General features: G+C 56.0%; 11 protein-coding genes. 5 read left to right on the top strand and 6 right to left on the bottom strand.

Annotated elements, in window-relative coordinates:
• Positions 1–26 precede the first annotated feature (26 nt).
• The 6 genes from ACO6TI_RS15815 to ACO6TI_RS15790 form a co-directional block, all read right to left on the bottom strand.
• Complete coding sequence (locus ACO6TI_RS15815) at positions 27–794, bottom strand: SDR family NAD(P)-dependent oxidoreductase (RefSeq protein WP_055112223.1); 768 nt, start codon at positions 792–794, stop codon at positions 27–29.
• Between the two features lie 176 nt (positions 795–970).
• Positions 971–2,329 carry an adenylate/guanylate cyclase domain-containing protein gene (locus ACO6TI_RS15810; RefSeq protein ID WP_055112221.1) on the bottom strand — a complete coding sequence of 453 codons (1,359 nt, stop codon included), beginning with the start codon at positions 2,327–2,329 and terminating at the stop codon, positions 971–973.
• A gap of 97 nt (positions 2,330–2,426) precedes the next feature.
• On the bottom strand, positions 2,427–3,578 hold the full coding sequence (locus tag ACO6TI_RS15805) for a helix-turn-helix transcriptional regulator (RefSeq protein ID WP_422385279.1): 1,152 nt from the start codon (positions 3,576–3,578) through the stop codon (positions 2,427–2,429).
• Between the two features lie 457 nt (positions 3,579–4,035).
• Positions 4,036–4,860, bottom strand: a complete 825-nt coding sequence (locus ACO6TI_RS15800; RefSeq protein ID WP_055112217.1) for an MBL fold metallo-hydrolase — start codon at positions 4,858–4,860, stop codon at positions 4,036–4,038.
• Positions 4,861–4,870: 10 nt separating this feature from the next.
• Positions 4,871–5,329, bottom strand: coding sequence for a cyclic nucleotide-binding domain-containing protein (locus tag ACO6TI_RS15795; RefSeq protein WP_029066277.1), 459 nt, complete (start codon positions 5,327–5,329; stop codon positions 4,871–4,873).
• A 99-nt stretch (positions 5,330–5,428) separates the two neighbouring features.
• Positions 5,429–8,011: an ABC transporter transmembrane domain-containing protein gene (locus tag ACO6TI_RS15790; protein WP_055112215.1), complete on the bottom strand. Its 2,583-nt coding sequence runs from the start codon at positions 8,009–8,011 to the stop codon at positions 5,429–5,431.
• A 218-nt stretch (positions 8,012–8,229) separates the two neighbouring features.
• Here ACO6TI_RS15790 and ACO6TI_RS15785 point away from each other — a divergent pair, with 218 nt between their 5' ends.
• From ACO6TI_RS15785 to ACO6TI_RS15765, 5 genes are read left to right on the top strand one after another with little or no spacing between them, the layout of a single operon-like run.
• Entirely contained in the window at positions 8,230–9,453 is a 1,224-nt protein-coding gene (locus ACO6TI_RS15785) for a glycosyltransferase family protein (protein WP_055112214.1), read from the top strand.
• 37 nt (positions 9,454–9,490) lie between these two features.
• Positions 9,491–10,711, top strand: a complete 1,221-nt coding sequence (locus ACO6TI_RS15780) for a glycosyltransferase family 4 protein (RefSeq protein ID WP_422385278.1) — start codon at positions 9,491–9,493, stop codon at positions 10,709–10,711.
• Positions 10,712–10,732: 21 nt separating this feature from the next.
• A complete protein-coding gene (locus ACO6TI_RS15775) occupies positions 10,733–11,860 on the top strand; it encodes a glycosyltransferase family 4 protein (protein ID WP_422385277.1) in 1,128 nt (375 codons plus the stop codon).
• Positions 11,857–13,023 (top strand): glycosyltransferase family protein, encoded by a 1,167-nt coding sequence (locus ACO6TI_RS15770; RefSeq protein WP_422385276.1) that lies wholly within the window; start codon positions 11,857–11,859, stop codon positions 13,021–13,023. Before ACO6TI_RS15775 ends, ACO6TI_RS15770 begins: the two co-directional genes overlap by 4 nt.
• 30 nt (positions 13,024–13,053) lie before the next feature.
• Positions 13,054–13,854 carry a methyltransferase domain-containing protein gene (locus ACO6TI_RS15765; protein WP_082442763.1) on the top strand — a complete coding sequence of 267 codons (801 nt, stop codon included), beginning with the start codon at positions 13,054–13,056 and terminating at the stop codon, positions 13,852–13,854.
• The last annotated feature ends 14 nt before the right edge of the window (positions 13,855–13,868 follow it).

Raw genomic sequence — 13,868 nt, 5'->3', positions numbered from 1 at the left:
AACGACGAGCGTCCGGCCCGCTCGCGCTAGCGCGGCGCCATTCGGATAGCACCGTCCAGACGAATGGTTTCCCCGTTCAGCATGTCGTTCTCGCAAATCGATCGGACGAGTTGGGCAAACTCATTTGCTTTCCCGAGACGGGACGGAAACGGCACTTGCTGGCCCAACGAGTCCTGCACTTCCTGCGACAAGCCGAGCAGCATCGGCGTTTCAAAAATGCCGGGAGCGATCGTCATCACCCGGATGCCGGATTTCGAAAGATCCCGGGCTACGGGGAGCGTCATGCCGGCAACACCGGCCTTCGACGCAGCATAGGCAACCTGTCCAATCTGACCGTCGAAAGCTGCAACGGATGCCGTTGAGACAATCACACCGCGGCCGCCATCCGGCGTCACCGGATCAAGAGTGGCCATGCCGGTGGATGCAATGGAAAGGCAGCGGAACGAGCCGACCAGATTGACCGCCACGACCTTTTCAAACATATCCATCGGGTGCGGTTCACCCCGGGATGTCGTTTTGGCTACCGGGGCAATGCCGGCACAATTGACGAGGATCCGCTCCTGTCCGTGGGCGCTGCGCGCCCGTTCAAATCCAGCTTCAACGCTGGCCTGGCTGGTAACGTCCACATCCGCGAAGACGCCGCCGATATCAAAGGCAGTTTCCTGGCCCCGTTCAGGGTCTCGGTCGAATATTGTTACTCTGACGCCCGCCCCGGCCAGCATCCTTGCTGTAGCCGCGCCCAATCCCGACGCACCGCCGGTCACGATCGCCGATAAGGCTGAGTCCAGATTCAAGGGAACCTCCTTTGGAGTTCAATTCCATGATTCTATTATGTTAATTCAATCAAATTGACGATAACGTCAATTTTTCGACAAAGTGGCGAAGAATTGGCTGTCGGTCAAGCGTATTCATGTCGTCAGCGGCATCTTTTAACGCAGTGACGAATTTCCCTGTCCTTGCGATGCGGTTCTCACTGGTCGACCAAAACCACAAGATCAACCGGCCTAAGCATGCCGGCCACCTCCACATGCGGCCGGGTTTCAACGGGTTTGGCATCATAGCCTTGCGCAATGGCGAGATCCCAGGTGGCCTGATCTGTCAGCGAGGCGGACTTTTGCGCCTTGTTCGCGTCTTCCAGCTTGGCAGCGCGATTGACGGCATCGCCGATCACCGTAAACTCGAGCCTGTTTTTAGAACCGATAACACCTACCGTTACTGTTCCGGCCGAAACGGCTGTGCCGATCCGCAGCCGTCCTGGCCACCCGACATCACGAAAGCGCTGCTGCTCGTTGGCAACACAATCCACGAGTTTTTCGGCGGCTCTCAGCGCATCGGCTGCATAGGAATCCGACGGGTGAACGGCGCCGAAGGTGGCAAGTATGCCGTCGCCCAGAAACTTGTCCACGCGACCGCCTTCCTGATTGATGACCTCAACAGCAAGATTCTGGTACTCGGCCAGAACGGACAGAACACTTTCGGGTGGCAAGGTAGCAGAGGTTGATGTGAACGAACGTATGTCGGCATAAAGGATCGCCGCCTCCCGCAGGCTCCCCTCGCCGGCCTCAAGCGAGGTACCCGCATCCGTGATTGACGCAGCAACCTCGGGAGCAAAAAAACGGCGCAGGTCCTTTGCTGCAGCCTGATCGCGGGTTGCCTCGAACAACATTGACCGCCCCCTGTAAAGCGCAACGGACAATATGATGGTCACGGCAAAGATGACCATGGTCTTGTCGAGTTCCGCACCTATCAGGATCGAGTTTCCGGTCAGATACTCGACATAGTTTCGCGTCACCCGCATGGAATCCATGTCCGCAAAGGCGGCGTAGAACACCAGCCCAAGCCAGCCGGCAACGGCAACTATTCCTGTTGTCAGAACAAAACGCGGATCAAACCTGAGCGCTCTCAGCCCAATGAAGATGAACACATACATCAGCGTTGGTGTTTTCAGGTAAAAGGCCGGGTGCTGATCATACTGGATATGGAAAGAGAAGATCAGGCCAACGAGGAGCGCCATATCGACACCGATCGATATGAGCAAATACCACTGGGGCAACTCGAACCGATACGAAAGCGCAAGACGCAAGACGGTGAACAGAAAGTAGGCGCCCAGTGCAATCGGCACAAAATTGAAGCCCGCCGTGCCTTCCGCCCTGGGGGCGATCGCGTAAAGCGAGGAAAAGAACAGAACAAGCCCCAGCTGCACCCAACTGATCAGGCGCTCGGAGGAATCTTCGCGTGCACGGATTTCCGCGCGGACCCGGTCAGGCAAACCTGTTTCCGGTGGTCCGCCCTGAAGGATGTAGCGAAGGGATTGGGTAATTGAGCTCATAACGGTCCAATATCAAATTGTGACCGGAGTTTCTCCCTTCGGCAGCTAATACGCAACAAGGTGCGCGTGAAAGTGACCGTTCGTGAAGGTGGAGGGTCTACCGGCCTGACAGGAGCCCGAGCTGTTCGATCCTGTGAACGAGTTCACGCTGCCTGTGACATCCGGTTTTTGACAGGGCCGCTTTGATCTGGTTACGCACGGTATGGATGCTGACATCCCGTTCCGCCGCGATTTCGCCTGGCGTCAGTCCTTCTGAAAGCAGGAGCGCGGACTCTGCCTCAGCCTTGCTCAAGGACAGGGAATTCTGCAATCTTTTCAGAGTTGTCGACCGGTTACAAACCGGCTTGAAAGCCAGAACCGTCGCCAAGCCGGAACCTGTTACAAAGGTTCCGAAAGGTGACTTGTCCAGATCTCCCAGACGCATCCCCATTGTTCGGCAGATCCATTCCTGCCCGTCCCTGTCGTAAAGTCTGACATTCTTGAACATGTTCGGATTGTCGCTTGCCTGGACACCAATATGAGAAAGAAATTGCGCCTGAACCTTTCCGGAGCGGAATTTCAGGCGGCGCATCAGGTCACTGCCTATCAATTTTCCGCATGCAATCAGATTTTCAGCTCCCTGACACGCGTAGTGGATCATCATCGCCGAATTCACGACAACGATGGCCGTCCCCGCTCCGAGCAGATGTCGTTCTGCCGCCCATTTCTCGAACTTCAACCCCGTGATCATGCGATTGATTTCAAGTGACTGGCGAATGATCGGCGCCAGACTTGCACAAAGCCGCAGCCAGTCGCCTTCATACTTTTCCTTGTCCTTTGCGCGCATGTTGCCGCCTAGCAGGAACATGCGATCGGAATCGAAGGCAAGCATGGAGCCACCACCTGCATACAGATCCTCAAGCGGGAGCAGGATATCCGCATAAAACTGGGTTCGTTTCAAAGTATCCGGTGCACAAAGTTCAGCACTCGAGATCACATCACCGATCCCGCACTTGGGAAAATTCACCGCAAACGGATTCCTGTCGGCGAAATACGTCTCGTAGAGTTTCAGGATTTCCGGATCATATCCGGAAGAATAGGCCAACGGAGCCGCATTGGTGGCCTTGTCGTATCCGATGAGCTGAGTACACACGTGCGAGGGCATCGCACCGGCAACGGCCTCAATAAACACCTGCCACTCGTCTGGATCCATTGCGGCTGCCACAGCCAGATTGGACAATTGAATGTACTTTTCCGCGGTTAGAACCACACCACCCCCCAAGTGTCAGCGGCTGTTTCTTTGGTGCAGCGACGCGGCACAACCGGCCTGCAACTCATAATTTATAGCCTGATATAGTCCATTTGGATCATGCATGCGGCGCATAGTTCCAGTAAACAAGTGTTGATCGTGCAGTGCAGTTCGCTGCAGCGGCTATTTAGGTTGCTCGAACTGTTTTCCGGATGCAGCATGGGAATTCCCGCATTCCCGCATTCGGCAAGCGATAAATTTTTTATGCTATGTTATTTTTTGGGCGGCCATTTGGGCCGCCGTTTTTTCATCTAAATACACGATTGACCGGGAGCGTCCTGCGCATCAACCGGTTCGCTCTGGCGCATTCGGCCCAGTTCGATCAAATCGTTTCATTCTGCCGAAACAATTCTTCAGAGATACAAGGGTGAATGAAGATGCTCGCTGCCGGGTATCAGGCAGTCCGGCCTGCTTGACCCTAAGGCTTCAGGATCATGCCTTCGCTGGCGACGAGCGTCCCTGGATAGGCATCTTGCGCAGCCAGTCCGATCTCGTCCAGTTCGTCGTCGGAACGGCGGGGGTCGTGATGGAAGAGGACCGGCGTCTTGACGTTCGCGGCACGGGCGAGCTGCACGGCCTTTTGCCAGGTCGAGTGACCCCATCCCTTGAAGGTCTCATATTCATCGTCGGTGAACATGGCGTCATATATCATCACGTCCGCATCCTTCACGAATGCCGGCAGGGCCGCATCGACCTCCGGGTCTCCATGTTCGTGGTCGGTGATGATGCAAATGGACTTGCCCTGATAATCAAATCGGTATCCACAGGCTCCGCCTGGATGATGCAGCCGTATGCTGCGTATCTCAAGGTCGTCTGAGCGGGGAATTTCATCCCCTGCGGTAAATGATTTGAATTCGACGGCCTTTAGCGTTTTGGCGGCGACCGGGAAAATCGGCGGCGACATGATCCTGCTGACGATATCAACCAGGTTCGTCTCATCCTGAAAATGGCCCGCCCAGGCAGTGACCTCAAAATTCGGATCATAGGCCGGTTTGAAGAACGGCAGCCCGCAAATATGGTCGAGATGCGTATGCGTGAACAACAGATCGAACTTGCGCACCTTGCCCTGGCAAAGTTCCATCCCGAAATTTCGTGCTCCGGATCCGCAATCGACAAGCACCAGGGCGTCTCCCGCCCGGATTTCAAAACAGGAGGTCTCTCCCCCGTAACGCAGCGTGCTCGACCCCGGTGTCGGAGTAGATCCTCTTACACCCCAGCAGCGAAGGAAGAATTCATCTGCCACGTTTTACTCCCTAACCACCGGAGGTTCCCCGGCGGGCGTCGGCCAGATCGCGGGTTGTCCGCTCGAGGCGCAATGCCAAAGTCCGCATGACTTCCAGCGAAATATCCGGAAACTCTTTCAGTAGTTTCAGGAAATCATCTTTGGATACCGTTAATACATCCATGTCGCTTGCAGCAACCAATGTCGCCGTTCGCGGGACATCGCACAGAATTGCGATTTCACCGACGATCGAGTTTTCGGCGACCTGTGCGACTTTTTTCTCTCCTTCCGGAGTATCCACGAGCACATCCGCGGCACCGGACAGAATAATGAAGGCACAATCGCCATCTTCTCCTTGCGAACAAAGACGCTCACGTGCGGGATACTCCGTCCGCTCACTGATAAATGCCAGCAGACGCAGCTTGGTCTCGTCGATGCCATGGAACAGCGGCACCTTCCGAAGGGCTTCGACTTCCGTTTCTAGCGTCATAGTTTGCTCCCGACTTCATTGTTCTTCTTGCATATTTACATCTGTGTATGCAATTGGATGCCGAAGGTTCTCCGCCTACGTACCTGCACCAATATGTCTTTATGCTTTATCTGATATCCGTCCCTGATCCAAAACAAAGCGTTGATCGAATTCGGACGCGATTTCGGCATTCGAGGTGCCATACAGGAACGTCTTGCCGGACAGGAACTGTCTCAAGCCCTCGCGCAGGGCCTTGTCATCTTCGGTCAGGCCGGTAGCAATATCATCCAATATGGTGATTTTTGCGTTTTTCAAAAGACCGCGAACCAGCGCGATGCGCCGGCGCTGACCCGCAGACAGGCGCGACCCGGATACGCCAACATGATAGCCGAAGCCTGCGTAGATAATCGGATATCGCAGCCCGGTTTCCTCAACGATTGTACGAATTACATCGTCAATACGCCGACGGGCATCCCGCCGGTCAACGCGCGCGCGGCCGAACAGAAGATTGTCCTCGATCGTCAGCGGCGGCAAATAGACCTCCGGATCAAAGGCAACGAAACTGTCGCTGGTTTTGACGACACTTTCCAGGAAACGTTTCCGGGCCTCGATCACCTCATCCCTTAGCTCGTCGGTCATTACACCGAGACGATGGCGCGCCGGGACAAGTTTGAATGCCAACCCGGTCAATCGGGATCGGTCCGAATCTGTCAAACCGGGCCGCTGCTGCCCGGATTTCGCAATCCGAACGATCCTTTCAAATTCCGGCAAATCGTCCTGGTTGATGAAGGAGTAAGACCCCAGAAGGCCGCTGTCGCCGGAGACATTGGCGAAGAGTTCAAGCATGGTCTCTGCAATCTTGAGCCCGATCTCCTGCAGTTTCTGGTCGAACCCGGTGTCGGCGAGGAAGGTTTTGACCTCCTCCAGATCCGGCACCTGGTCCATTGTTATCTCGGGATCGGACGGAACCGCAAAGAACAGGTTTTCAGCAAGGCTTGCGCTCGCATTGAAGCTGTCGGGATTCCAGAGTTCGACAAGGCCGCTGAGCTTGGGTTCATTGGCTATCCGACCCGCTAGGCTCTTGCGGACATTCAGGATCTTTTCCGCAAATGCATCATTCATCGACGGATCGAACCTGGATTGCAGTCCGAGCCTGTAGATATCGTTGTCCAGACTGACCGTTTCGAGCAGTTCCAGCGCCTTTGCGTCCAGCTCCTCGTCTGATTTGACACCCGCCGCAGTCAGATCATTCCAGTCCGCGGCCAGATCGTAAACCGGGTTCCTGGTCTGATTTGCCTCGTTCACCCGGCGTTTATACTGCTTCAGCTCATCGCCTTCCCGCTCAGGCAGCACCAGCGGCCGGTGGCGAAGACCGTAATAGAGATTGTCGCGGATGGTGCCGGTCCAGACATGCACCGCACCGCCGACATAGGCGATTTCCCGGCCAAGGGTCGAATCCGTCAGCTTGTCCAGATCATAGTCACCGATCAGGACCTTGCCGGAAGACGCGGAGACGAGCCCCGCGGCCAATTGCAGAACTTCCGAACGCCCGGAACCGTCTGGTCCGACGATCGCGCATTCTGTTCGTGCCGGTACGGTCAGAGAAATATCCATGACCTCCTGCCCCGCGGCACCTCCGGAGAAGCTGACGCTGTCGAATTTGACATCGCCGTCAAGTTTGACGTCCTCGTCGGCGGTCAGCCGTTCAGTGTCGTAAATGTCTGACGGATCGAAATTCTCAACAACCGTCTGGTATTTCACGCTGACATCCGCGGTCATCTGATAGAAGGACAGCAGGAGTTTCCATGGGCCTGCCAGATCCTTGTATGCGGCGATCACCGCAAGCAGCGCACCGATACTGAGGTTGCCCTGAATCACCAGATACCCACCGATCAGGTAGAAGAAGAACGGTGTCAGCTGGTTCATGAAGTTGTTCAGGAACTTGATCAGGAATTTCCGGTTGAAAATCTCATACCGGATCTTGAAGTTCTCATAGAGGCGGTCGGAAATATCCGCCGAATGCCAGGCTGCGGCGTCGTTTGCGTGAATTTCGGCAACCCCGGTAATGCTCTCGCCGACCTTGTCGGCAATGATGCGAACATTCTTGACCCGTTTGCGTGACAGCAGGATGACCCTCTTCTGCAACAACGGGATGACGTAGCCCTGGATCGGATAGGAGCTTATGGCGGCGAGACCCAGCAACGGATCCTGCATGAAAATGAAGCCGATCTGAACAACCAGCATTCCACCCTGATAGGCCGGCAACGCAAATGCTTCACCGATATATCCGCCGACATCCTCGACTTCGGACGTGATCATCGGAATGATTTCGCCCGAGCTTACTTTACGGAAGTGCGGAAGTCGAAATCGCAGGACGCGCTGAAAGAGCTCGAAGCGCAGCCGGCGCAGCATGCGCTCACCGAGCCGGCCCTTGTAGATATTCAGATAGAACTTCAAGCCGTTCGAAACGACGACCAACCCGAGAAAGGTGAAACAAAGCAACACCAAATAGGGAATCTGATCAAAATCGAAACCCAGAATGTCGCGCGGAAAATTGTCTCCCTGAACCGCGTCGTTGACGATCAGCTTCGGCAGTTCAAGCAGGAAATAGACCACCGGGTATGTGAACACGGTGACCAAGATAATAAAGATCTGCTGTCGGGCACTATACTTCCAGATAAAGCGAAAAAGGCTTTTTTCCATTAGCTCATCCAAACACTTATGGATCTATTCTGTTCAAGCAGACCATTTTGGTATATTAGCGATCCATCTTCGATGTGCTAGCCGGGATTAGCATTTGCCACAACCAGTTTAATACCGCTTGTTGCCAAAAAACACGCATCCGTGCACTTCCGGACGTGACAACGACCAATCACTTGAGACATAAGCTTCCAAGGGCAGCATTACAAATCAGGGGCAGTATGAGTTCCAAAACGCCGAAAATTCTGATCTACAGCCATGATTCATTCGGTCTGGGTCATCTGCGGCGGTGTCGCGCAATCGCTCAAGCCCTTGTTGGTGATTTCGATACACTGTCCGTACTTATTCTTTCCGGCTCCCCCATCATTGGCAGTTTCGAATTCCGTTCGCGTGTCGACTTCGTGCGCATCCCCGGCGTGATAAAACTGCGCAACGGTGAATACACGCCTTTGTCGCTTCATATCAATATTGACCAAACGCTCGCGATTCGCTCGTCCATAATCGAACACACCGCAAAAGTTTTCGAGCCGGATATCTTCATTGTGGACAAGGAGCCGCTTGGTCTGCGCGGCGAAGTTCTCGGAACTCTGGAAGCCCTGAAGAACACAGACACACGACTTGTGCTCGGTCTTCGCGACGTCATGGACGATCCGCAGGTCCTCAAGGAAGAGTGGGACCGCAAAAACGTCTACCCTGCGCTGAACGACCTTTACGATGAAATCTGGGTCTATGGACCACAGGACATCTGCAACCCGCTTGACGGGATCGACATACCGGACGGCGTTATGGAGAAGTTGCGCTACACTGGCTATCTGCGACGCGAACTCCCGGAATCATCGCTGGAGCATCCGGATGCAACACCATTTGGTGAAGAACCATACATTCTGGTGACGCCGGGCGGCGGAGGTGACGGTGTCGAAATGGTCGACTGGGTCATGCGTGCGTATGAAACTCGCCAGCGACCGCTCTTTCCGGCCCTGATCGTCCTTGGTCCGTTCATGCCTGCAGCAGCTGCGGCGCAATTCAGCGAACGCGCAGAACATCTGCGGGACGTGGAGATCATTCGCTTCACACCGCAAATTGAGCCCTATCTGGCCAATGCGACGGCGATTGTCGGCATGGGTGGCTATAACACGTTTTGTGAGATCCTCTCCTTCGACAAACCGACCCTGCTTGTCCCGCGTGTCATTCCCCGCCGGGAACAAGCCATTCGCGCGGAACGTGCGGAAAAGAGCGGATTGTTGAAAGTTCTGCCGATCGACAATTATCCGGATTCCGATCTGATGGCCACTGCGCTGTCCGACCTCCCTGCCCTGAAGCCGCCCTCGTCGGCCGGCGTCGACAAGCTCCTTGACGGACTGAACGTCATTTCAACGCGCGTCGGCGAAATCTTCAACGCTCATCAGTCGGAAGACGGTGAGCGCAAACTGGTCAATTTCAAATAGACCACACTTCTAATCAATTCCTGGAACAGTGACACCAATGTCTCGAATTGCCGTCGTGGTCAAAGGCTATCCGCGCCTGTCCGAAACCTTCATTGCCCAGGAAATGCTCGGCCTTGAACGGCGTGGTGTCGAGATCCTGATTGTCGCCCTGCGCAAACCCTATGATCCCTATATTCACGACCTGCACCGGCAGATATCCGCCGAGATCATGTATCTTCCTGAATATGTCAGGGACGATCCGGCAAGGGTTGCCAGAGCGAAGCAATGGGCCAGAAGGCAACCGTCATTCGAGGCGGCAAAGGCGCTGTTCGATGCAGATTTCAGCCGCCAACCCAATGCCGATCGTCGTAGAAGATGGGCACAGGGCTGCGTGTTCGCCCATGAACTGCCGCAGGACGTTTCGTGGATATATACCCACTACCTGCATACGCCCTGTTCTGCTGCACGTTACGCGGCGCACCTGAGCGGACGAAAGTGGTCGTTTTCTGCACATGCCAAAGACATCTGGACCAGCCCGGAATGGGATTTGAGAACCAAGATCAACGACGCGGACTGGGGCGTGACCTGCACACGTGTCAATGCCGACTATCTCAAGAGTTTGTCCGTCGATCCGGAAAAAGTGGAACTGCTCTATCACGGACTTGATTTTTCCGGTTTCCCTGAACCTGAAAACGCTGTTCCGACACGAGACGGCAGCGGCGAACCGGTGCGTCTCGTTTCCGTCGGCCGCGCTGTTGAAAAAAAGGGTTATGACGATCTTCTCACCGCGCTTGCCATGCTTCCCGACGCACTCAACTGGCAGTTCACGCATATCGGCGGCGGCGAACTTTCGAACGAGCTGAAGGCAAAAGCGGACGAACTGGGCCTGTCTGCCAGGATCAACTGGCGCGGTGCCCAACCCAGGGAAGAAGTGATCGCGGCCTGCCGGCAGGCGGACCTGTTCGTGCTGCCGTCCAAACTTGCCCGGTCGGGAGACCGCGACGGACTTCCCAATGTCCTGATGGAAGCCCAGTCCATGGGGTTATGCTGTCTATCCACCAGGGTTTCGGCAATTCCGGAGCTGATTGTGCAGGACGAAACAGGGGTTCTCGTCGATCCCGGCAGCCCGGACCAGCTCAGCATCGCGCTCGAGACCCTTGTCAAGGATCCCGCGCAGCGCAAGAAACTCGGACTCGCTGCGGCCAAGAGGGTGAGGACGCACTTCTCGACAGATCCGGGACTTGACCGCCTCGCCGAAAAATTTCGTAAGGTGCTCTGAGATCAGAACAGAGACCGGCACATGAAAATCGCCTTCACCGCTCCGATGAAACCATTGGACCATCCGGTCCCCTCCGGTGACAGAACCATGGGGCGATTGATCGTCAAGGCGCTCCAGTCGGCTGGACATGACGTGCGAACCGCGAGCACTTTCCGATCCTGGCGGCGGGAAGGCAGCAATACGATTCAGGGGATGGTTCGCGCTGAAGCACTAGCTGAAGCAGATCAGATCGCGCAGGAATGGCGGCAAGACGGATACCGTCCCGATTTGTTTCTGACCTACCACCTCTATCACAAGGCGCCGGACTGGATCGGACCATTCTTGTCAGGCCAGTTCGACCTGCCCTATGCGATCGTCGAGGCAAGTCGCGCTCCCAAGCGCGAGAAGGGGGATTGGGCGTTCGGCTTCGCGGCAGCCGATGCTGCCCTGAAACAAGCTGATGCGGTGGCGGCACTGCATCATGCGGACGCCGAATGCCTGCGAGCGGTGGTGCCAGGCGACAGGCTGACAGTGCTTTTGCCCTTTCTGGATGCAGCGGCCTTTCAAGAGATACCGGAGGCTGCCCGGATTGAGGCAATGCCGCCGCTGAAACTCCTTGCGGTGGGAATGATGCGCGACGGCGACAAGACACGGTCCTATGAGGTTCTGGCAAAGGCGCTGGAGCGGATCGATGACCTGCCATGGCACCTAACCATCATCGGCGATGGCCCCAACAAGGACCACATCCTTTCGCTTTTTCGCGAGGCCAGAACAACCTGGCTCGGCGCCTTGCCTCCCGATCGGCTCCCCGAGCAATATGCGTGTCACGATCTTCTTGTCTGGCCGGCGATCCGCGAAGCTTTTGGTCTGGTTTTCCTGGAAGCACAGGCGAGCGGCACCGGTGTGATCGCAGGCGACACGTTTGGCGTTCCCGATATCGTTGTGAACGGAGAAACGGGTCTCCTGTCTCCTGAAGGTGATGCAGCCGCCTTCGCGGCCAACCTGCAGCGCGTATTCGATGATCCTGCTTTGGCTGACCGGATGGGCCGGGCAGCTCGGAAACACATTGCTGAAAATCACACACTGGCTGCCGGTGCAAAACGGCTTGATGATCTGGCACGATGCGCCATTAGCAACCATTCACACAGGCAAGAGGCGGAACTGACGTGAGGTTCACGGCCTTCATCCACGTCCAGCACCTTCTTGGGACCGGTCATGTCGTCCGTGCCGTGAACATCGGCAAGGCGCTGGCAAAAAAAGGTGGCGACGTGACGCTGGCAAGCGGCAACACGATCCCGCCGACCCTCGACACGAGACCTCTCGAAATTGTCGAACTTCCGGCGTGCCGCAGCCCGGATGCTGCCTTCAAGCGGCTTGTCACGCTGGACGGTGAAGATATTGACGATGAATGGAAATCCGCACGCGTTAAAGCATCGATTCAAGCGTTTGGTTCGAAGAACTGCGATCTCCTTCTGACTGAAACCTATCCCTTCGGGCGGCGGCAACTGGATTTCGAGCTGACCCCGCTCCTGAACCATGCGAAGTCGATGACGAATCCACCCGTCATCGCAACATCGATCCGGGATATCCTCGTGCGCAAGAAGGAACTCTGGAAAGAGGAATGGATGGCGGACCAGGCCTTGAATTACTATGACCGCGTCCTGATCCATGCCGATCCGGATTTCATCCAGCTTGAAGACAGCTTTCCCTTTGCCGAGCGGGTAAATCACCTTGTCCGGTATACCGGATACGCAAGTGGAGACGAACGTCCTCAGGCAGAAGGCAGCGACGGGGAGGACGAAATCGTTGTTTCCTGCGGCGGCGGTGCAGTGGCTGAAGGACTGCTCCTGGCGGCGCTTGAAGCAAAACCTCTCTCCCGCCGGGCCGAAGATGCAACCTGGCGCGTGCTGATCGGCCATGACATATCGGAAGACGCCTTTTCGATCTATAAGTTGAGCGCTCCAAAAGGTGTCATTGTTGAGCGTGCCCGCCGAGATTTCCCTGATCTCCTGAAGCGTGCACGCCTGTCGGTCAGCCAGGCCGGCTACAACACCGTTCTCGACATTCTGATCGCGGGTGTTCCGGCGGTGTTTGTCCCCTTCGCGCAGGAAAACGAGACCGAACAAGGCCAGCGTGCGGAGGCTCTTGCGCACCATGGACGCGCTGTTGTCACACCGGAGGCCGGACTGACCCCCGAACGTCTTGCGGCCGCCGTCGATGATGCCCTTGCCCTGCCGCGCAGTCATCACCAGGTGCAGCTCGGCGGTGCCGAGACAAGTGCCGACATCCTGGTGCGCGATCTGCAAGCTCGGTCCGCGGAACACTCACCCTGAACAGAAACAGAGCGGGAAAGGCTGCAGTCAATGGAATTGCGTCATTTCAAGTCGATGAACCAGGTTCACGAGACGTCCGAATACATCAAGGCACTGGAAGCGTTCGACGGTATTCCGCAGTTGCAGGAGCTGAAGTCTCTGGCCATTGAGCGCACCAATATGGCACCGGGAAAGTCCGTGTTGGATGTCGGGTGCGGTTTCGGACTGGAAACACTGCGCCTGGCGAAAAAAGTGGCCCCTACAGGCCGCGTGACGGGCGTCGACGTCAGTCCCGAATTTGTCGATGAGGCAATCAGAAGGGCAAGAACAGCTGAGCTTGAAGTCGACTACAAAGTTGGAGATGCGCGTCGCCTCCCCTTTGCCGACGATACATTTGACTGTGTCCGCGCCGAACGCATTCTTATCTACCTGAAGGACTTTTCCAATGCGCTCGCCGAAATGGAGCGCGTTCTGAAACCAGGTGGCCGCATGGCGCTGATCGAGCCTGATTTTTCAACCAACACAATCAACACGGACGATCGCCTGCTCATGCGCCGGATTGTGGATCACGAGACTTCCCAGGCGGTCGAGCAGAGCTACCTTCCCGGTCCGCTGGCTGCGGCCCTGGAGGACCTCGGATTTGCAGATATAGAGATTGCAACGAGGGTCCTGATCTTTCCTCAGGACCTGGGAGCTTCCTATTTCAATAGCATCGGGTCGCATGCAAACGAAGCTGGCGTCGTCTCCGCGGGTGAATTGGAGGAATGGCGCGGTGCCATTGACTTGCTTCGCAAAAACAACCACGTCTTCGCCTCGATTGGATATTTCCTGTTCACCGCCTCCCGCAATTGAACCACCCGGACCGT

The organism is Roseibium album, from assembly GCF_965233825.1.
GTDB classification, from domain to species: domain Bacteria; phylum Pseudomonadota; class Alphaproteobacteria; order Rhizobiales; family Stappiaceae; genus Roseibium; species Roseibium album.
Note: the sequence above shows the minus strand (reverse complement) of the source record. Positions and strands in the feature narration are given on the sequence as shown.

What these genes read in the sequence shown, in the direction of transcription:
- ACO6TI_RS15810 (WP_055112221.1), bottom strand. Translation starts at nt 2,329, where the DNA reads ATGAGCTCAATTACCCAATCCCTTCGCTACATCCTTCAGGGCGGACCA.
- ACO6TI_RS15795 (WP_029066277.1), bottom strand. Translation starts at nt 5,329, where the DNA reads ATGACGCTAGAAACGGAAGTCGAAGCCCTTCGGAAGGTGCCGCTGTTC.
- ACO6TI_RS15790 (WP_055112215.1), bottom strand. Translation starts at nt 8,011, where the DNA reads ATGGAAAAAAGCCTTTTTCGCTTTATCTGGAAGTATAGTGCCCGACAG.
- ACO6TI_RS15785 (WP_055112214.1), top strand. Translation starts at nt 8,230, where the DNA reads ATGAGTTCCAAAACGCCGAAAATTCTGATCTACAGCCATGATTCATTC.
- ACO6TI_RS15780 (WP_422385278.1), top strand. Translation starts at nt 9,491, where the DNA reads ATGTCTCGAATTGCCGTCGTGGTCAAAGGCTATCCGCGCCTGTCCGAA.
- ACO6TI_RS15775 (WP_422385277.1), top strand. Translation starts at nt 10,733, where the DNA reads ATGAAAATCGCCTTCACCGCTCCGATGAAACCATTGGACCATCCGGTC.
- ACO6TI_RS15765 (WP_082442763.1), top strand. Translation starts at nt 13,054, where the DNA reads ATGGAATTGCGTCATTTCAAGTCGATGAACCAGGTTCACGAGACGTCC.